Origin of the sequence: Streptomyces sp. NPDC057900 (assembly GCF_042887885.1) — a bacterium.
In the GTDB taxonomy this organism is placed as follows: domain Bacteria; phylum Actinomycetota; class Actinomycetes; order Streptomycetales; family Streptomycetaceae; genus Streptomyces.
Window position 1 is genome coordinate 1 of the sequence record NZ_JBHVOI010000001.1, and the last position, 18,668, is coordinate 18,668.

Sequence of the window (18,668 nt, forward strand, 5' to 3'; positions counted from 1 at the left end):
GAGCGGGTACTGCAGCGGCAAGCCGCTGCAGAGCGATCCGCCTTGCGCAAGCGCAAGGCGGATTCCCGCGCAAGCGCGGGAATGGAATTCCGCAAGCGGAATTCCTGGAGAGATTCAATTCGCGCAAGCGCGAATTGAAGGCACCCGCGCAAGCGCGGGTGCCTTGGCTGGCTGCGAGGGATGCATCGCGTGTGGGTCTGTGTAGTGACTGGAAATTCGCAGTTGCAGCGGGAGTGACGGGGTGTCGGCTCGGTCGGGTGCCGGCCTTGGCGTGGTTACGGGCTCCGCTGCGCTCCGCCTGAACCCCTACCCCGTCTTCGGGTGCGCCTGTTAGGTGTCGCTGACTCTCACCTGATACAGCTGCGGGAGGAGTGGGGATCGGTCGTGTTTGGCTCTGCTCTTCGGAGCTGAGCCACGGTGGATGCATCATAATGACTCACTGTGTAGGGTTTGGCATCAGATGCTGTCTCCCCCTGATGTGATCGGTTTTCAGAGAATTCGTTGGTTACACTCCCGATGAATAGGATCTGCTAATGAATAGTGAAATGCCTTGGATAGCGGAAATCGAGAGATGGGTGCCAGCGCACCAAGCCGTGGAAGTCAGCGATTATGAGGCGCTCACCGTGCTTCTGGATGCTGGGACCGATCCGAACGAGGTGTGTTTCGGGCATACGCTGCTCACTCATGCCGTCGAGGTCGAGGGCGACAGTCATCTGCAGTCGGGGCACCCTTTGAACACCGCTGCCACGGCGATCCTGCTGGCCTACGGCGCCGACCCGCGGCTGACGGCCGAGGACGGACGGACTCCCCTGCAGGTTGCACAGGACTACGACCATGTACTGGCCGAACGCCTGCTTCAGCGCCTCCCGCCAGCCGATCCGGAGCCCCGGCCCCAGGGCAAGGAATGAGGACCAGCCGTGAAACTACGTGACCATCAGGTCGAGGCCGTCGATGCCATCGTGCGCGGCCTCGACGTCCCACCAGAAGGCATCCCTTCTCGTGGCCTGCGCGGGCAGGTCCACGCCGCGTGCGGCACGGGTAAGACCCTCATGGCAGCCGTGGCGGCGCGGCGGATCGTTTCGCGTGGGCGGGTGTTGGTGCTGGTGCCGACACTCGACCTCCTCGCGCAGACGGTGAAAGCATGGCATGAGGCTGGGCACAGAGGGCCGGCTGTCGCGGTGTGTTCGCTGCAGGATGATCCGGAGCTGTGGAACCTCCGGGTCCGCTCCACTACGAACCCCGTACAGCTGGCCCTGTGGCACGGCACGGGGCCCCTGACCATCTACGCAACGTATGCCAGCCTCGGAGTCCTGGCAGAGGCCTTCGAAGGCGCATACGGCCAGCAACTCGCCCCGGTAGACCTCGCGGTAGTCGATGAGGCCCACAGGACGTCGGGCTCGATGGGCAAGGCGTGGGCGGGCATCCACGACCAGAGCGTCATCCCTGCGCACCGTCGGCTGTACTTGACGGCGACGCCGCGGATCTGGGAGGAGCGACCGAACCGGGAAGTCGCGGAGGGGGTACGTGACCCGCTGCCGCCTGAGATGGCGGCCTCCATGGACGACGAGAAGGTCTTCGGACCCGTCCTCTACAAGCTCTCGCTGGCGTCGGCGGTGTCGCGCGGTCTTCTTGCGCGGTACCAGATCATCGTCCTGGAGCTCCAGGACCCGGTCGTCACCCCGGAGCGGCTGATGGGCGAGGAGCGGCGCAGCGAGAAGGTCCGTGGGGAGCGCCTAGGGGCGCTCCAGGCCGCGCTGCTGCACACGATGGCGCAGCATGACCTGTCGACGTGCATCACCTTCCACCACCGGACGATAGAGGCGCAGGCGTACGCGGAGGGCCTTCAGCGCGTGGCGGCGAAGCTGCACGCGGATCAGCCCGAGCAGTACCCCGCCCGGATCTGGGCGGACTGGCTGTGTGGTGAGCACGTACCGGAGCACCGGCGGGGGGTCCTGGGTGGCTTCGGGTCCACCGCGCTGCGGGCCGTCCTGTCGAACTGCCGGGTCCTGGGCGAGGGCGTCGACATCCGGGCCGTGGACTCGGTGGCCCTCCTGGACCCCAAGGGCGCGCCGCACGACATCGTCCAGGCCGTCGGCCGGGCGCTGCGTCAGAAGCCCGGACAAGGGAAACTCGCCTCTCTGATCGTGCCGGTATTCCTCCAGCCCGGTGAAAAGCCGGAGGATATGTTCACCTCGGGTTCGTATCGGCCCTTGGTGAAGGTGCTGGAAGGTCTGCGCGCTCATGATGAAGAGGCAATCGAATTGCTCGCGATTCCGCAGGAGCCTCAGAAGGACATCGCGCAGCCGTCCGAGTACATCGGTCCGCCGCCCGGGGAAGGTGAGGAAGAATCCCGTCTGCTGCTCCGTTTTGCGGCTCCGCGTGATCCGGTGATGGTCGCGGAGTGGGTTTCCTTCAACGTGATCGACACGGAGCGTCAGGACTGGGCGCGCGGCTGGGCGTCGCTGAAGAAGTTCGCGGAGCGTGAGCTGCACGCGCGGGTTCCGTACGGGCACAAGGAGGGTGCGTACCCGCTGGGGCAGTGGGTCGCTGAACAGCGGCGGGCGTACGGGGCGGGGCAGATGACCGGCCGGCGCGCGCAGCGGCTGGAGAAGCTGGGCATGGTCTGGAATCCGGCCGATGAGCGGTTCCAGGAGAACCTTCAGGCCGCGAAGGCGTACTACGAGGAGCACTGGACGCTGTGCGCGCCCCGGCACGCGACGGCGCTGGACCGGCCGGTGGGGCAGTGGCTGTCCAACCTCCGCCGCCCCGGTGTCCTGGAGGGACACCCCGAGTGGGAGACAGTGCTCAAGGAGGTTGATGAGGACTGGAACCCGTCATGGCCGCCCGAGTGGCAGCGGCACTACGCCGTGGTACGGGAGATGCTCGCGGAGGAGACCATCCTCGCGTACATCGAACCCGGGGTCACCGTCCACGGCATGGACATCGGAAAGTGGCTCGCCAAGCAGCGGAAGCCCGAGGCCTGGACTGCGCTGAGCTCCGGGCAGCGCGAGCGCCTGGAGGCCATCGGCGTCGTACCGGTCGCGGCGGAGCTCGAAGCGCCGGCCAAGCCGTCCACCCCGACCCTGAGCACCTTCGAGAAAGGCGCGGCAGCCCTGGCACAGTACAAAGCCCGCACCGGGTCTGTAACCGTACCCAGAGCCCACGAGGAACGGATCGTGATCAACGACCAGGAACACCTCGTCAAGCTCGGAGTGTTCCTGTCCAACAGCAAGAGCCGCCGGGACAAACTCACCACCGACAAACTGGCCACCCTCGCCAACCTCGGACTCGACTGGGCAGCCACGGAACGAGCGGCGTGATGAGCACGAGCGACCAGGAGACCGGCGAGCAGTGGGTGCGGGGCGCCGTGCGGCGGCACGCCCGCACCAGGGCCTTCCCGGAGGCGGAGGGACGTCATCACTGCTGTGCTGGCCGACCCGGGGGTTGCAGGAGGGGCGGGCCCGGGTGGAGGTGGCGGAGACGGAGCTCGGGATGGAGCTGTTCACTCGTCTCCAGCCGTTCCAGGACCGCTACGACCAGGCCGTGCGCGACGGCGACGTGGACGGGCTCACCGAGCTCTGCGGGGGCAAGCACGGTCGTTGGGGGCAGATCTGCGTTCTGCCCGACGGGCACGAGACCTCGATGGAGGAACCGCACTGGGGCCGTACCAGCGAAGGCCGGCCGATAGCTTGGGAGGCAGCGCACCCGACGACTGGTGAGCGGTGGCGGTGCGAGCAGCGAAGGCCCCCGGGGCGCAGGGCGGCCCGGGGTCTTTCGCTGTCCGGGGCCAGCGACACCGCTCCCAGGCCCTACACGCACTGGGGCGCAATGCCCGGGGGTTCTGAGCTGCGGCATCGTACTGGTGTGCGTGTAAGCCCTGGGATCTTGGGCCGCTCCCCCTAGTGCTACCTGGTGGCTGGGCGCGGCTCGGGCGCAGTAGGGCGCGCAGCTCGCGACCCGCAGACTCCAGGCACTTGCCGCCCTCGCGCGGGCGTGGGCGGCGGGCGTGCCGAGACGCGGCAGGCCCCAAGGAGTTCCTGGGGCCTGCCGCGTGCTTCGTGGGTTGCGGGATCAGGCGGGAGGCAGGCCCGGGAGGACAATCCCCGTGTATGCGGCGAGCACGCTTCCCAGTGCTCCGCTGACGACCGGAGAGTTGAGGATGCCCATGACGGAGCTCCCCCACCGCTGGAGCCTGCCAGGGTCGGGCGAGCCACTGGCGGCCTCGGCTTCGATACGTGTGGCGAGCTGGGTGAACTCGATGACCTCGTCTTCCGGCAGGTCGAGGATCGGTGCGGCTTGGCGCAGGGCTCGGGCGAGCATGACGACCGCCGCAGGGTCGATCCCGTCCTTGTTGGTTGTGGCGTTCATGGTGAAGTCGCGGCTGTTCGCGGCGATGTTGCCCGTGTTCTCGCCGATGTGGAAGGTGATATTGTCGCCAGGTTTCGGCTGGTTGACGTGGTCTTGCACGCTTCCTCCTGCCAGGGCGCAGCTGGCGCCCTGGGGTGTGATGGCGACCCTGGCGGGGTCGGTGTCGATGGCTTCGATGAGATCGTGCTCTGCCATGTAGGAGAGCGCTTGGTGCAGTTCGGTGCCGGTGATCTCGGCTCCGGCGAAGTACGAGCCGGGCGTCGCGAGGAACAGGGACGGGTTGATGGGCCTCTGGTCGCCTGCGGTGTCGTAGAGCCATCGCAGGAAGGCGTTCATCGTGTGGCGCAGTCGGGCGGCGCGGTCCTTCTGAAGTTTCTTCAGCCGTTGCACGGCGACGACACCTTCGTCGGTAAGGTGGACGTCGGTGGCCCCAGTCATGTCGCGGGCGATCTCCACCAGGCCGTGTTGCTCAAGTTGGAGAGCGAGGACGGTGGGATCTTCGTCTTCGAGCTGGTGTTCTTCGACGAACCGAGTCACGTCGACGTACTCGGCTGGGCGCTGTTGGTGGTTGGTGTCCAGCCAGATCAGCACTTGTGCCAGGTAGGCGCTGTCCTCGATCGCCCCGCTGTGGTTCAACTCGCCTCCAGATGTGCTGCTTTCGGCCTGGATATGCACACGAGGAGAATTGCGCCGCGCGGCCTGCTCCAAGCTCTTCTTCAAGCCCCCGACGTATGCCTTCGAAAACTTGTCGAAGGCACGGGAGCTGATGCCACGGGCCACGTTGCCCTCCTGTCTCAGGTTTCTCACAGCAAGCGTACGGAGAGGGTCTGACAGTGAACCGTCCGCTCGTGTGTCTCCCGTTTCGCTCGCGTACTGAAAGAACCTTCGTCAGGGCTCTCTACGGGTTCTGGATCCCTTGCTCTACCGCTTCCAGGGCAAGCCGTCGGACGTCGGGGGAGTGGGTGAGGCTACGGATCGTGGACAAGAATTCCTCCGTGATACCCCGCACTGCCCCGCGGTCGGGTACGGGGGCCTCAGCAGCCGCCTGAAGCTCGCTCGTCTGTGCCAGCAGCGCCTGCTGCTCCCCTGCCTCCGGGGTCAGAGCCGGGGTCAGTTGCCGGATCAGGCTGACCACTGCCAGGACCTGTGCCGGGTCGAAGCTGGCCGGTGTTGTGGAGTTCTGGGTGACGCTGGTGCTGTTGGCTGCGATGTTGCCGTTGTTCGTGGCGATGTGGAACGTCACAAGGCCGTTGTCCCTGCGGCGGACGTACGCGCCGACGTCCCCGTTGTACCCCTCCACGCAGTCCTCACCGACCGCAGTGATCTCGGCCAGGACCAGGCCAGTCATCGGATCGAATGTACCGCCGCCTCGGATCAGTCCGTGCTGCTCCAGGTATGCAGAGGCTCGGTCGATCTCGCCCTGGGTAAACCGCACGCCCTGGTCCACGGAGAAGCCGTCGTCCGAGAGCACGTCCATCACGTTCGGCATGGGCTCGCCTGGACCCTGTTGCTGTTTCTGGTGCCACAGCCACTTCAGCAGAGCCGTGCGGGACGCGTTGAGGTGAACCACCGGGTCAGGGAACGGCGCGGGCACTGGCTTCCCGCCGGTGATGTTCCGGTGGGCCTCCTGCAGAACTTGGTGCACCTGTCTGCAGGTCTCGCTTACGTAGCCGCGCAGGTCAGTGACATGCTCATAGCTCATGACACGCTGCGGGACGTCCATCCTCCAGCTGCCGTCCGGTGCTCTGCCGGACGAGCCGGACCAAAACGGTTCTTCGAGGCAGGTGCCCGGGACCATGCGGATGATGCGGGGATCCATCTGCGGGAGTGCCCGCTGAAGGTCCTCTGACGTCAGGGAGACCTCTGTGACCTCGTTCGGGGAGCGCGGGGTGTTCCGCCACAACGCGATCATGTGATGGAGCACCTGGAGAAAGGGCTCCCCTAGGAAGTAACGCGCTTCGTCCAGTGCCCAGGGTGCGGCGACCGTCAGCTTGATCCGGGTGTCCTCCGTGAGGATGCGGGGGACCGCCGTGGTGAAGCCGTAGGAGAGCGCTGCGGATCCGGAAGCCCCGACCCGCGGCAGCGAGTCGAGCACGCCCCAGGGATCCGCCATGCCAAAGGATTTCGCCTTGTATTCCACCCAGTCCCACATCGGCCATAGGCCGTCAGGATCTGCCGCCTGCTGGGTTCCGATCATGGCGAGCAACGCGATTTGCTCGCGTTCGAGTTGTACTTCTGTCAGGTCGTGCACGGACATGTTGTCGATGTCCCCCGATGAGGCGATGTGCTGATACTAAGGGGACGCTAGCGGACACAGGACGTCGCCGTCAGGGCACGCGGACCACTGCACCGGAGGTGAACCACTGCACCAGTGTCGCCGCTGCGTGGACGCCAGCGCGGACGGTTTCCAGGGATCGTTTCGTGCGAACCGGACAGGGCCGGTTCGCGGCCTTCGGCGGGCCGGGGCGGTCAGTCGGGGTCGGTGGTACCGGCGCGGGGCCGGTTGCGGGCCCACTTCTTGAGGTCGCCGACGCGGTAGAGAAATTCGGCGCCGCGCTTGTCGACGGGGCCGGGGGAAGTCCGGGTCGTTCTGGCGGGCCCAGCGCATCGCCTTGAGGCTGGCGACGGCTTCCGACAAGTGGTTCGCGTACGCCTCGCGCAGGCCGACCACCGCGTCGTCCGGGTCGGTTGCCGGGGCCGGGTTCGCCGGCGGCACCGTGGTGTCGGCGGCCTGATCGGCGACTCCGGCACCGGCAAGTCCCACCTGCTCATCGCCCTCGGTACCGAGGCGGCGATGGCCGGCTACCGGGTCAAGTACGTCCTCGCGACCAAGCTGGTCAACGGACTCGTCGAGGCCGCCGACGAGAAGCAGCTGACCAAGACTATCGCCCGCTACGGCCGCGTTGACGTGCTCGGCATTGATGAGCTCGGCTACATGGAACTCGACCGCCGCGGCGCCGAACTCCTCTTCCAGGTTCTGACCGAACGGGAGGAAAAGAACAGCGTGGCCATCGCCTCGAACGAGTCGTTCTCCGGCTGGACCAAGACCTTCACCGACCCGCGTCTCTGCGCGGCCATCGTCGACCGACTCGCCTTCGGCGGCAACATCATCGAGACCGGCACCGAATCCTACCGCCTCGCCACCACTCGCGCCCGCGCCGAACAGCAGGCCGCTGCTGGCTGATCACCGAGGGGGGCCGGGTTGGTGCCAGCCCTTCAGCTCTACCTCTTGCCAAGGTTTCCGAAGGCGCGCGGCACCCACTGATGGAGCTGGGTGCCGAAGGCCGCTGCCGATGTTATGTCGAACGCCGGTATCTGCCCGCCGTCGTCGATACCGTCGAAGTAGTCCACGTCAGCCCAGCCGCCCCGGAACAGCACCACGGACAGCCCAGCGTCCCCCGGGCCGTCGATGAGCACGCCGATGGATACGGGATCACGCACGAGCGCCCTGTCAGTCTCAAGCTGCCGAGGCCACGGCGAAGTTGCGTCCATCCACGTCACCTGCCCAACAGTGAGACCGGCAGCCAGCCACCCCGCAGCCCGCTCAGAGATCACTGCGGCTGCCTGATCAAGATCGATGACACGCTCCATGAGCGGATCATGCCCCACTCCGACGGACGGTTCCACCGACTTCCACACACCCTCCGGCCGGGCCGCACACCCCCGAGCCGACTCCGGTGCTCTCAAATCTCAGCGACATTTTCAGAGCGCCCTGCCATCAACCGCTCTTGGAAGCCACCGACAAACGCTCTCTGGTCTCACCTACGCAGCCAGGATCAAAATGCTCAAGCGCCAGATGTTCGGCCGGGCCGGCTTCGCACTGCTCCGCAAGCGAATCCTGTTGGCTAACTGATCGATGTTAGATGCGTGCGATAGCTTCCACACATGGGTGTCTATCTGGTGAGCGTCGGCGCGGAGGAATGGTTCGGTGGCGAGAAGGACGAATGGGGCCAAGTGGCTTCGGCCCTCGATGCTGAACTCAGACGGCGGGGCCTGCCGCCCTACGAGGACGTCCCCGCAGAGTCGGACTTCGCACCTGGCTCAGGACAAGCTTTCGAGGAAAAGCTGACCCCCGACATGACCGAGTTCCTCGCCTTGTGCCAAACACACCTGTCGCGAGAGGAATCGGAGGTTCTCTGCGGCTGGACCGTGCTCGTGCCCTTCTCGCTCGATGACGCGATCTGGTTGCCCATCGAATCCGGCGACCACGAGTCCATGGTCGCCGGCGCTCCTCAGGTCCTACCGCTCGCCGAGAAGCTGGCCGCATCCATCGATCTGCCAGCAGAAACCCCAGCAACATGCGACAACCTCGACCTGAGCACGTGGTTCAGGCAGCAAGCAAAGGAACTGGCCACTACTCGAACAGGACCGTGGACCAAGGACCTGGACACAGCCTTCTACGTCGCACTGTTCCTGCGCGCTGCACAGCACACAATCCGACGCGGCTGCCCCATCGTCTGCGCCTGAGGCCCCCTTCGGTCTCACCGGTCTCACCGGTCTCACCGGTCTCACAGCGAGGATCACGCACCGTGCACGCGTCACGGAAAGCGTGCCAGTACCCGTACTCGTGGACAAAGCCACAGCCGTGTCCGTGGCTACCGACCCGTATCAACAACTGGATCAACTGACCGTGGATGTTGACATCGACCATGCTGACCAGCTGCTGTGGCCGTCGCCAGGCGTTGAGCTGACAGGGCGTGCAGCCCTCGGCCAAGTGACCGGCGATCTGGCTCAGCCGTTGGTGCCCTCCCATCTTCGGAAGGGCACTGGCCCGGACTCCAGGGCCGGCCAAGCCTGGCCGGCTACTGACGGCGGACGGCTTCTTAGCCTGCCCCGAGCCTGCCTCCGGGGTCGTCTGCGCGGCCGACGCGGCCGCGTGATGGCTTGGGTGGCGGCGGGTAGTCGTCGACGTTCATGGAGTTGTGGAGGCGTGCGGTTTTGGTGGTGAGGCGGAGGAGGGCGCGGCTGGGCCCTGCGGGTAGGGCGGAGATCAAGCGGGCGCCCTGGGCCAGTCCGTGCACGCCGAGACGTGAGTTGGGGATCAGGGTCTTCGCCGCGCTCAGCGCGGCCGCGCGACTGCCGCGGACGTACTCCGCCATCGCGCGCTCATAGGCGGGAAAGGCGCGCTCGTGGTCACCGTCCGTCCGCGCCAGCTCCGCGGCGAGTACGTATGCGCCGACGACGCCCAGGCTGGTGCTGCCGCCGACGGCTGGGCCGGGACTGTAGCCCGCGTCGCCGACGAGCGTCACCCTCCCCCGTGACCAGTTGTCCATGCGGACCTGGGTGATCGAGTCGAAGTAGAACGCCTGGGTGCGGTCGAGCTCGTCCAGCCAGCGGTCCACATCGGGGTGCAGGCCTTCGAACGCACTGCGCAGCAGCTCCTTCTGCCGGGGTACGTCGTGGTGGTGGCCGAGTTCGGGCTCGCTCCGGAACAGGAACAACACCCTTGCGTCACGGAGGTGCCGTGCGCCGTACATGCCGGCGGTGCGGCCGACGCCGACGTGGATGGAGAGCTCGCCGTCGAGGCCGGAGGTGTTGGGGAGGGTCAGCACTCCGAAGGAGGCCCCGATGGAGGTGCTGAAGCGGGGCTCGTCGCCGAAGGTGAGGCGGCGCACGTTGGAGTGCAGCCCGTCCGCGCCGACGACGAGATCGAAGCGGCGCGGCGCGGCGTTCTCGAACCGCACATCGCCGTCGGGCGAGATCGCGGTGATCGAGTCGCCGAAGATGTACTCGACGTCGTCACGCGCGGCGTCGCAGTAAATCTCGCTCAGGTCGTCGCGCATCACCTCGATATGGCGGTCCGAGGTAGCGCTGAAGATCTTGGAGAGGTCCACCCGGACGGAGCGCCGTGTGCCCTCCCGGTAGACGGTCATCCGGTTGGTGCCGGTGGCCCGTTCCTCGATCCGCGGAAGCACGCCCATCTTCTCCGAGATGTTCATGGCGGGCCGGAACAGGTCCACCGCGTGACCGCCGGTCCGGCGCGGTGTCGGCGCGCGCTCGACGACGGTGACAGAGAAGCCGTGCCTGGTGAGCCAGTAGGCCAGAACCGGACCGGCGATGCCGGCGCCGGAAACGAGAATCCGCATGGCTCCCCTCCTTGTCATTCAGCCCATCCGCACGGCGTGGATGGTGGTGAAGGGCAGTAGGGAAGTGGCGGTACGCGGAGGATCCTCAAGTATGGGTGAGTGTCCGAGACCGGGCAGCAACTCGACTGTCGCCCCCGGAACGGCCCGGTAGTCATCGGCGGATGAGGATCGCCATCTGCGGTCGTCCTCGCCGAAGATCACCAGGAGCGGTTTACCGAGGGCCTTCAGTCGGTCCGGGAGCGCCTGCTGCTCCAGGTACTCACGGGTGGCCTGCATCGTCGCGGTGAGTGTGTGGAGGGTCATACAGCGCACCTCGTCCAGGAGTTCGGGCGGGATCCGGTAGCCCGCTCGGCTGAAGCCGGTGCTCGCGAAGGAGCGGATCTGCTCGTCGGTCGGCGGCCACTGCGAGAGCCCGGCCGAGTCGGGCTGCGGTGCGATAAAGGCGTTGAGGCTGGGTCCGGTGTTGACGAGCGCGAGCGCGGTGACCAGCTCCGGTCGCTGTTCGGCGAGGGCGGTGGCGACCACGCCGCCGCTCGAATGTCCGACAACTATGGCATGCTCGACGCCGAGCCGGTCCAGTACCACGCCGGCCCGGCGTGCCTGGTCCGGGAGCGCATAGCTGCGGTCGGTCGGTTTGGCTGACCGGCCGTGCCCGAGGAGGTCGATCCGGATGACTCGGTGAGATCCGGTCAGCAGGGGAACCAGCGGGTCCCACGAGCGGGTCGAGGATGCGGACCCGTGGATGAGCAGGAGTGCGGGGGCGTTGCGAGGGCCGTCCTGGCAGACGTGTATGTCGCCGCCGTCCAGCGCCAGGGCCGCGCTCTCGATGGTCTGGGCGCCGTCATTCATGTGCGGTCCGCCGTCAGATGCAGTCATGAGCTCACTGTCGCCGCCGGTGCCCATCGGCGGATTGGATAAATGTTCCCCTCGGCCGTTCACGTAACATGAAGAGATGCGGACCTTCACGCACGGTACGGCTGTGTGGGACGTCGCAAGCCCTCAGCGTCCCAGCGGGGTGGCCGGTGTCGCCATGGCCGGGTTCCGTGTCCGTGACTTGGACACGCTCCGGATGGTCCCGCACCCGGCCGTGACGCTGCTCATCGAGTTCGGCGCCGGGTCGCCCGTCCTTGACTGTGCCGCGGGTCAGCAGCGAGGAAGCGTCGTGGCCGCGCCCGGGTTCGGGCCCGGAGGCGCGGTGTGGGCGCGGGGAGAGAACGTCGAGTGCCTGCAGGTGCGCCTGTCCCCGGTGATCGCACGCGCAGTTCTGGGCACCTCCCCCGCCGACCTCGACGGCGCCCCCGTGTCCTTGGGCGACCTGTGGGGCCGGGACGGGATCCGGATCCGCGAGCAACTGGGCGATGCCCCGTCCTGGCCGGAGCGATTCGCGTGGACGGACGCACTGCTGGCCCGCCGGTATGAGGCGGGGCCGCCGGTGGACCCGGAGGTGGCCTGGGCCTGGCACCGGATCGTAGGCAGTCGTGGCCTGGTCCGGGTAGACGCTCTCGCGGCCGAGGTCGGATGGAGCCGAAAGCGCCTGTGGTCCCGGTTCTGGTCCCAGCTCGGTCTGCCGCCCAAGCGCGCCGTGAAGCTGGTCCGCTTCGACCACGCCGCCCACCGCCTGGTCGCGGGTGAAGGCGCGGCCCGAGTCGCGGCCGACGCCGGCTACGCCGACCAGTCCCACCTGCACCGTGACGTCATGGCGTTCACCGGGGCAACTCCCGCGGCCGTGGCCTGCGAGCGGTTTCTCGCCGTGGACGACATCGCGTGGCCCAGCCGTGGAGTCCCCGCCAAGCCTCACGTTCCAGGGATCTCCGGCTCGGTCGCCGGCCGGGGGTGAGAAGGGTGATGCTGTGAACGTCGCCTCGGTCACCCGCGCCGGGCAGCGCGGCGGCCCGGAGGCCCGGCGGCGCGCAGGTCCATGGGCGCCGACCATACCGGTCGAGCCGGACCGTACCGGCTCCCGCCTGGAACAGCGCCCCGCCACCGTCGCTCCGCCCCGGGCGACCTTCAGGGCCATACGAAGCAGGATGGCCTCCCAGTAGTAGGCCTGCTGACGCGTGGCAAGACGGGCGCTCAACGCCCGTACTGTGGCTGACGTCGATGAGGGCTCGGTTTCGGGGCGCCTGGCTGCACCACGACGTCGGCGCCCTCGCCCCCGCCGTCACCTCGTACCAGGTGAGGGCGACGTCGCGGCGACGGCCAGATCCATCCGGTGCTGAGTGACGAACCGACCGGACCGGGCGTAAGGATCACGGCCTCCTCGGTGCGCTACGAGCAGGTACGACGTGCCGTAACGGTTCGTTCAAGATCCCCCCGTACACGACTGCAGTAGTTCTCGGTTTCCTCCTTGGGCGTCCGGGCCGCATTCGTCGCGATGGCCGGCCCGTGCTCAGCGCCAGGTGTGCCGAGCCGTGAAGCCCAGCAGTTCCCGGCTGCGCGTCGTGTCGAAGAACGCGTCGTGGCCGCTGAAGCCCTCGCGTACCCGGGTGTCCGGGTGGTGTGCGGCGAGCAGGTTGAGGCTCGGCTCCAGGGCCGCGCTGTCGGGTGCGCAGATGTTGATGACGTGGTGGCCCTCCAGGTCCGCGTCGAGTGCCGCGGCCACGGAGGCGGCGGCGTCCTCGGTGTGCAGCCAGCCCCATAGTTCGCGGCGGTTGCCTGCCGGGTCGCGGTGTACCTCGTCGAGGCGTTCGCGGAGTCGGTCGCCGGCGCCGACGAAGGGGAAGCGGAGCATGACGGTGGTGGTGCCCCAGCGGCGGGTGGTGAACGCGGCGGCCTCCTCCGACATGACCTTGGACAGGCCGTAGGAGTCGACGGTGAGGTTCGGGTGTTCCTCGTCCACCGGCACGTAGGCGGGGTGCAGGTCGCGGTCGGCCCAGGCGAGGCCGACGGCGGAGGCGCTGGAGGCGGCCACCACGCGGGGTACTCCGGTGCGGCCCGCCTCCTGGTGGACCAGGTAGGCGGCGAGGAGGTTGGCGCGCAGCGTTTCGTCCTCGGCGACGATGCCGGGTGCCGGGTAGGCGGCGAGGTGGACGACTCCGGCGAGTCCTGCCTCCCCGGCCGTCTCGCGGGCGGTGGCGAAGCACTCGGTGACGGTCTTGGCTTCGGCGAGGTCGCCGGTCACGAAGGCCGCGCAGCCCTCGTCGGTGTCCCCGTGCTCGCGGTCGGCGCCGACGACGCGGTAGCCGGCGCCGATGAGGTGGGCGACGACCGTGCGTCCGATTCCGCCGGCCGCCCCGGTCACCAGGACGGTTGCCGTCGGGGCCGTGCCGGCCGTTGTTGTCCGTTCGGTTCGCTCGCTCATCCCTTGACCGCTCCCATCAGTCCGTTCACGAAGTAGCGCTGTGCGCAGAGGAACAGGGCGATCACCGGTACCACCATGATCAGTGCCGCTGCCATCAGCGAGTTGTACTGCACGACGTTGGAGGACTGCATCGTCTGGAGCGCGATCGGCAGGGTGTAGCTGTGCGGATCGTTCAGGGAGATACGGGTGAGCTGGTACTCGTTCCACGTGGGGATGGCCGTGAGCAGCGCGATCGTGACGATCGCGGGGCGGGCCAGGGGCAGGTAGATGCGGCTGAAGATGCGCAGTTCGCCCGCGCCGTCCATGCGGGCCGCCTCGCGCAGCTCGGTGGGGACGGAGTTGAAGGAGTTGGTGAGCATGAGGATCGCGAGTGGGGCGCTGCCGTTGACGAAGGGCAGGATCAGGCCCCAGTGGGTGCCGAGGATGCTGAGCTTGCTCTCCAGCAGCACGATGGGCAGCAGGGTGACGACGCCGGGGACGAAGAGCAGTACGAGGAACAGTCGGTACAGCCATTTCTTGCCCGGGAACTCCAGCACCGAGAAGGCGTAGGAGGCGGCCGAGTAGATGACTACGACGAGGACGGTCGTGAGGGCGGTGACCTTGACGCTGTTGAGGAAGTAGTCGAAGAAGTCGAGTTTGTTCCAGGTGTCGCTGAAGGTCTGGAGGGTGGGGTGGTGCGGGATGAGGTGCCCGCCCTCCTGGACCTCCGCGTTGGTCTTGAAGGCCGCGGACACCATCCACAGGAAGGGGTAGACGCTGACGGCGGCGTAGGCGGCGAGGACGATGCCGACGATGATCCGGCCGATGGGCCTGCGGGTTTTGGTGCGGCTGGTGCGGGCGGTGCGGCCCGGGGCGCCGGTGCGGCGCGGGGTGCTGAGCGCTTGGCTGCTCATCCCATCCTCCTCATGGCCCGCTGGTTGATGAAGGCGACGACGAGGGCCGCGATGAACAGGAGCCAGCCGAGGGCGCTGGCCAGACCGAGTGTCGGGGAGAGCTCGTTGAGGAAGGCGAGGCGGTATGTCTCCAGGCCGAGCACGCTGGTGGAGTCGCCGGGGCCGCCGTTGGTCATGATCAGGAAGGACTGGAAGCCCTGGAGAGAGTCGCGGACGTTCAGCAGGATCACGACGACGGTGATGGGCTTCATGAGCGGCCACACGATGGTCGTGGTGGAGCGCAGCCAGCCGGCGCCGTCGATCTGGGCGGCTTCGAGCAGGGAGCCGTCGAGGGACTGGAGGCCGGTCAGGTAGAGCAGCATGGCGACGGGGACGGCGGACCAGACCATGACGACGATCATGGTGGGGAGGGCGGTGTGGGGGTTGCCGAGCCAGCCCTGGGGTTCCTGGAGGGAGCCGAGTCCGACGGTCTTGAGCAGCAGGTTGATCGCGCCGCCCGGTTCAAGGATGTAGTTCCATGCGAAGTACACGGCGATGCCGGTCGTGACGTACGGCAGGAAGTAGATGGAGCGCAGGACGCCCTGGAAGCGTTTGACGGAGTTGAGGACGAGGGCGAGCGGGAAGGCGACGAGGACTGTGAGGAGGGGTACGCCGATGACGACCCAGAGGGTGTTGGTCGCGGCCTTCTTCACGATCGGCCAGTAGGTGGGGCTGCCGCCCAGCAGGTCGGTGTAGTTCTTGAAGCCCTTCCAGTGCCATTCGGGCCAGAAGCCATTCCACTGGGCGAAGCTGAGCGAGAAGCCGTAGATGATCGTGTAGACGCCCATGAGGGCGAACAGGAGGATCGCGGGGGCGACGAAGAGGTAGCCCCAGGCGGCCTGCTTGCGCTTTTCGCGCATTCTGCCGAGGGGTCCGCGTCCGCGGGGTGCCCCGGCCGCGGGGCTGTTGCCGTCCCGGGGTCCGTTCGCGGCGGGGCGCGCGCCCCGCACCGTACCGGTTTCGGTGGTCATTTCTTCTGCTCCGCCCAGTAAGACTTGATCATCGAACTCATCTGGGCACCCGTGCTTTTCGCGGTGCGCGATTTCAGCGGGGTGAACTGGGCCAGTACGGCGCCGACCTTTCCGGGGTCGTACAGGCTGGGCCGGTAAGCGGTGTATCCGGCGTTGTACGCCTTCGCGCCGGAACCGAACGCGGTTTCCATGGAATTCAGGACGGGTCCGAGTGTTTTGCTCTGGTTCTTGTCGAGAGCGTTCGGTGGTACGTCGAGTGCCTGTTTTCCGAAGTCGGCGGCGATTCCGTCACGGGAAAGGAACTTCAGCCACTTCAGAGCCTCGTCCTTGTGTTCCGACTTCTTGGTGACGGAGAGGCCGGTCAGGGAGAACGGGGAGAGCTGGAGGTTGGGGATCGCGGCGTCCTTGGGCGGGGGCACCGGGAAGGTCATGAGGTTGTCGGCGTCGTAGCCGTTCTCGGCGAGGAAGGCGAGGGTGTAGGTGCCGCCGATGTCGAAGGACGCCTTGCCCTGGGCGAAGGCGAGGTCGGCCTCGTCGATGCCCTTGGACTGGGTGCCGGGCACCCAGTACGGGGTGACCTGGTTGTAGGTGTTCAGGACCTTCTGGCCGTCGGCGGAGGACCAGCCCTTGGCGGCGTCGGGGCCGAAGAGCGCCTCGAACCTGTCCTTGCCGAGCATCCCGTAGGCCATGGGCTGCATCAGCCATTCCAGGGCGGTCGAGGGCTGCTTGATACCGATGGTCATCCCGCCGTTGGACGGGTGGGCCTTCTTCATCTTGGCGAGCGCGTCGACGAAGCCCTCCCAGGTGGTGGGCGCCTCGGTGATGCCGGCCTGTTCGGCGCGGCTCTTGTTCATGTAGACGACGCCCTGGGTGCCGACGGTGAGGGGCACGCTGAAGCGCTGTCCCTTCTCGACGCCCTGGGTCTTGGAGCCTTCGGTCAGCGAGTTCCGGTAGACGTCCTCCGTGACGGTGCCGTCGGCCAGGACCTGCGGGAGGTACTGGTCGAGCCAGGTGCGGTCGACGTCCTTGGAGAGGTCCTCAAGGATTCCCGCGCCGCCGAAGGCCAGGTCGTCGCCGTTGGCGTGCACTTCGAGTACGTCGGGCAGGTCGTTGGTGCGGGCGGCGGCCTGGATCTTGGTCAGGAACGCGTCGTCCGGCGTCACCGCCTGGATGTTCACCTTTGTCCCGGTCTCGGCGGTGAACTTCTTGGCGGCCGCCCGCAGGGCGGCCACATGGGACTGTTTAAAGGTCCACATGGAGAGTTCACCGCGCCCGGAACCATTCCCGTCGCTCGTCCCGCACCCCGCGAGCAGTACGCCCATGACGGCGACCGAAGCAAGAATCGAGGAGCGGCGCGTGGTCGGGAGAAATCGTTTCACGTTCCCAGCGCCTTTCTTGAGAGCTGTCCGTTCAGCTCCTGCCGTAGCAGCACATGGAATCTAAATCGACTTGATGTACGATGTCAATAGACGTAACTACACGGAAAACAATGAGAAACCACAGCCGTGTCACCTTCCAGGAGGACCTCCATGACTCCACCGGAACGAGCAGCGGACGCGGTGGCTCCGCGCTCCCCCTCGTCCCCCTCACCGGACGCCGGCACCTTGCCCGGTGCCACCCCGGAGCCCGGTGAGGTGCTCGCGCCCGCTCCGTGGGCCTCGGCCGACCCCGACGCGCTGCGCGTTACGGCCGTACGCACCTTCCTGTGCGCCCCGCAGGGTTGCCCGTACGTCATCGTGCGCGTCGAGACCAACCAGCCCGGACTGTACGGTCTGGGCTGCGCGAGCGATCCGCAGCGCACCCTCGCGATCCGCTCGGTGGTCGACGACTACTACGGGCCGATGCTTCTCGGCCGCGACCCCTCGGACATCGAGGACCTGCACCGGCTGCTGCTCAACAGCGGCTACTGGCGGGGCGGTTCGATCGGGCAGAACGCGCTGGCCGGGGTGGACGTCGCGCTGTGGGACATCAAGGGCAAGGTCGCGGGCCTGCCTCTGCACCAGCTGCTCGGCGGCCGGGCCCGGCAGGCCGCGGACGCGTACACCCACGTCGACGGCTTCGAGGCCGGGGAGATCGCGGAGAAGGTGCTCGCCGCGGCCGAGGGCGGCTACCGCCACGTCCGCGTCCAGGTCGCCGTCCCCGGCACCGACACCTATGGCACCGCCCCGCGCGACGAGGCCGAACGGCGCCGCCGGGCGCTGCGTTCGGGCAGCTGGGACTCGCTGAGCTATCTGCGTCACGTGCCGCCCGTCCTGCGCGAGATCCGTGAACGGGTCGGCCCCGACGTCGAGTTGCTGCACGACGCGCACGAGCGGCTCACGCCCTCGCAGGCCCGCGAGCTGGTCCACGAGGTCGAGGACGCGCGGCTGTTCTTCCTGGAGGACGCGCTGGCGCCCGAGGACGCGGCGCACTTCGGCCAGTTGCGGGCGGCCGGCTCGGTGCCGCTGGCGGTCGGCGAGCTGTACCACGACATCGGGATGTACCTGCCGCTGCTGGAGGCACGGGTCATCGACTTCGCGCGCATCCGGATTCCCACGCTGGGCGGGCTGACCCCGACCAGGAAGCTGGTCGCGGCGGTCGAGCTGTTCGGCGCGCGCACGGCGCCGCACGGTCCCGGCGACGTGAGCCCGGTGGGCATGGCCGCCAACCTCGCGCTCGACATCAGCTCCCCGGCCTTCGGCGTCCAGGAGGCGGCGACCTTCAGGGAGGCGACCTGCGAGGTCTTCCCGGGCACCCCGGTGCCCGAGAGGGGGCGGCTGCATCCCTCGCCGCTGCCCGGTCTCGGCGTGGATTTCGATGAGTCGGCAGCCGCGAAGTACCCGGTGACTGCGCCACTGGAGCACGATCGCTGGGCGCTGCTACGCAACACGGACGGCAGCGTGCAGCGGCCCTAGCGAGCGGTACGCACGGGCGCGGCCCACGCGCCCGTACGCGCATGGCCGAGGGCCCCGACGGAGCGGTTGCGTCGGGGCCCTCGGCCATGCGGAGGATGCTGGTAATGCGAGAGGGA

Annotated in this window: 14 protein-coding genes and 1 pseudogene; 6 read left to right on the forward strand and 9 right to left on the reverse strand. The window is 67.6% G+C overall.

The window, feature by feature from the left end:
• The first annotated feature begins 533 nt into the window (after window positions 1-533).
• Both ACFVQ0_RS00005 and ACFVQ0_RS00010 read left to right on the forward strand, forming a co-directional pair.
• Window positions 534-908 (forward strand): ankyrin repeat domain-containing protein, encoded by a 375-nt coding sequence (locus ACFVQ0_RS00005; protein WP_390082941.1) that lies wholly within the window; start codon window positions 534-536, stop codon window positions 906-908.
• A gap of 9 nt (window positions 909-917) precedes the next feature.
• The gene (locus tag ACFVQ0_RS00010) at window positions 918-3,320 is read left to right on the forward strand and encodes a Helicase associated domain protein (RefSeq protein ID WP_390082942.1); all 2,403 of its coding nucleotides are present in this window, start codon (window positions 918-920) and stop codon (window positions 3,318-3,320) included.
• Between the two features lie 751 nt (window positions 3,321-4,071).
• On the opposite strand, the gene ACFVQ0_RS00015 is transcribed toward ACFVQ0_RS00010, so the two are convergent.
• Both ACFVQ0_RS00015 and ACFVQ0_RS00020 read right to left on the reverse strand, forming a co-directional pair.
• Entirely contained in the window at window positions 4,072-5,148 is a 1,077-nt protein-coding gene (locus ACFVQ0_RS00015) for a hypothetical protein (protein ID WP_390082944.1), read from the reverse strand.
• A 118-nt stretch (window positions 5,149-5,266) separates the two neighbouring features.
• Window positions 5,267-6,625 carry a hypothetical protein gene (locus ACFVQ0_RS00020; protein WP_390082946.1) on the reverse strand — a complete coding sequence of 453 codons (1,359 nt, stop codon included), beginning with the start codon at window positions 6,623-6,625 and terminating at the stop codon, window positions 5,267-5,269.
• Window positions 6,626-7,099: 474 nt separating this feature from the next.
• Between ACFVQ0_RS00020 and ACFVQ0_RS00025 the strand changes: the two are divergent.
• A pseudogene (locus ACFVQ0_RS00025) lies at window positions 7,100-7,552 on the forward strand (ATP-binding protein); the annotation flags it as partial.
• A gap of 38 nt (window positions 7,553-7,590) precedes the next feature.
• On the opposite strand, the gene ACFVQ0_RS00030 reads toward ACFVQ0_RS00025, so the two are convergent.
• Entirely contained in the window at window positions 7,591-7,959 is a 369-nt protein-coding gene (locus tag ACFVQ0_RS00030; protein WP_390082947.1) for a hypothetical protein, read from the reverse strand.
• Window positions 7,960-8,253: 294 nt separating this feature from the next.
• On the opposite strand from ACFVQ0_RS00030, the gene ACFVQ0_RS00035 reads away from it, so the two are divergent.
• A complete protein-coding gene (locus ACFVQ0_RS00035) occupies window positions 8,254-8,835 on the forward strand; it encodes a hypothetical protein (protein WP_390082949.1) in 582 nt (193 codons plus the stop codon).
• 356 nt (window positions 8,836-9,191) lie between these two features.
• On the opposite strand, the gene ACFVQ0_RS00040 is transcribed toward ACFVQ0_RS00035, so the two are convergent.
• A complete protein-coding gene (locus ACFVQ0_RS00040; protein WP_390082951.1) occupies window positions 9,192-10,454 on the reverse strand; it encodes an FAD-dependent monooxygenase in 1,263 nt (420 codons plus the stop codon).
• Between the two features lie 18 nt (window positions 10,455-10,472).
• The gene (locus ACFVQ0_RS00045; protein WP_390082953.1) at window positions 10,473-11,330 is read right to left on the reverse strand and encodes an alpha/beta fold hydrolase; all 858 of its coding nucleotides are present in this window, start codon (window positions 11,328-11,330) and stop codon (window positions 10,473-10,475) included.
• A 76-nt stretch (window positions 11,331-11,406) separates the two neighbouring features.
• Between ACFVQ0_RS00045 and ACFVQ0_RS00050 the strand changes: the two genes are divergently transcribed.
• Window positions 11,407-12,291, forward strand: coding sequence for a helix-turn-helix domain-containing protein (locus ACFVQ0_RS00050; RefSeq protein ID WP_390082955.1), 885 nt, complete (start codon window positions 11,407-11,409; stop codon window positions 12,289-12,291).
• 552 nt (window positions 12,292-12,843) lie between these two features.
• Here the strand turns inward: ACFVQ0_RS00050 and ACFVQ0_RS00055 are convergent.
• From ACFVQ0_RS00055 to ACFVQ0_RS00070, 4 genes are read right to left on the reverse strand one after another with little or no spacing between them, the layout of a single operon-like run.
• Window positions 12,844-13,755, reverse strand: coding sequence for an NAD-dependent epimerase/dehydratase family protein (locus ACFVQ0_RS00055; RefSeq protein WP_390082957.1), 912 nt, complete (start codon window positions 13,753-13,755; stop codon window positions 12,844-12,846).
• Entirely contained in the window at window positions 13,752-14,648 is an 897-nt protein-coding gene (locus ACFVQ0_RS00060) for a carbohydrate ABC transporter permease (RefSeq protein ID WP_390082959.1), read from the reverse strand. Before ACFVQ0_RS00060 ends, ACFVQ0_RS00055 begins: the two co-directional genes overlap by 4 nt.
• Window positions 14,645-15,658, reverse strand: a complete 1,014-nt coding sequence (locus ACFVQ0_RS00065) for a carbohydrate ABC transporter permease (RefSeq protein ID WP_390082961.1) — start codon at window positions 15,656-15,658, stop codon at window positions 14,645-14,647. Before ACFVQ0_RS00065 ends, ACFVQ0_RS00060 begins: the two co-directional genes overlap by 4 nt.
• Window positions 15,655-17,037 carry an ABC transporter substrate-binding protein gene (locus ACFVQ0_RS00070; protein ID WP_390082963.1) on the reverse strand — a complete coding sequence of 461 codons (1,383 nt, stop codon included), beginning with the start codon at window positions 17,035-17,037 and terminating at the stop codon, window positions 15,655-15,657. Before ACFVQ0_RS00070 ends, ACFVQ0_RS00065 begins: the two co-directional genes overlap by 4 nt.
• A 150-nt stretch (window positions 17,038-17,187) precedes the next feature.
• Here ACFVQ0_RS00070 and ACFVQ0_RS00075 point away from each other — a divergent pair, with 150 nt between their 5' ends.
• A complete protein-coding gene (locus ACFVQ0_RS00075) occupies window positions 17,188-18,552 on the forward strand; it encodes an enolase C-terminal domain-like protein (protein ID WP_390082965.1) in 1,365 nt (454 codons plus the stop codon).
• The last annotated feature ends 116 nt before the right edge of the window (window positions 18,553-18,668 follow it).

Excerpts from the sequence above, each read along its gene's own strand:
- ACFVQ0_RS00005 (WP_390082941.1), top strand. The coding sequence starts at position 534 with ATGAATAGTGAAATGCCTTGGATAGCGGAAATCGAGAGATGGGTGCCA.
- ACFVQ0_RS00020 (WP_390082946.1), bottom strand. The coding sequence starts at position 6,625 with ATGTCCGTGCACGACCTGACAGAAGTACAACTCGAACGCGAGCAAATC.
- ACFVQ0_RS00030 (WP_390082947.1), bottom strand. The coding sequence starts at position 7,959 with ATGGAGCGTGTCATCGATCTTGATCAGGCAGCCGCAGTGATCTCTGAG.
- ACFVQ0_RS00035 (WP_390082949.1), top strand. The coding sequence starts at position 8,254 with ATGGGTGTCTATCTGGTGAGCGTCGGCGCGGAGGAATGGTTCGGTGGC.
- ACFVQ0_RS00040 (WP_390082951.1), bottom strand. The coding sequence starts at position 10,454 with ATGCGGATTCTCGTTTCCGGCGCCGGCATCGCCGGTCCGGTTCTGGCC.
- ACFVQ0_RS00045 (WP_390082953.1), bottom strand. The coding sequence starts at position 11,330 with ATGACTGCATCTGACGGCGGACCGCACATGAATGACGGCGCCCAGACC.
- ACFVQ0_RS00050 (WP_390082955.1), top strand. The coding sequence starts at position 11,407 with ATGCGGACCTTCACGCACGGTACGGCTGTGTGGGACGTCGCAAGCCCT.
- ACFVQ0_RS00055 (WP_390082957.1), bottom strand. The coding sequence starts at position 13,755 with ATGAGCGAGCGAACCGAACGGACAACAACGGCCGGCACGGCCCCGACG.
- ACFVQ0_RS00060 (WP_390082959.1), bottom strand. The coding sequence starts at position 14,648 with ATGAGCAGCCAAGCGCTCAGCACCCCGCGCCGCACCGGCGCCCCGGGC.
- ACFVQ0_RS00065 (WP_390082961.1), bottom strand. The coding sequence starts at position 15,658 with ATGACCACCGAAACCGGTACGGTGCGGGGCGCGCGCCCCGCCGCGAAC.
- ACFVQ0_RS00075 (WP_390082965.1), top strand. The coding sequence starts at position 17,188 with ATGACTCCACCGGAACGAGCAGCGGACGCGGTGGCTCCGCGCTCCCCC.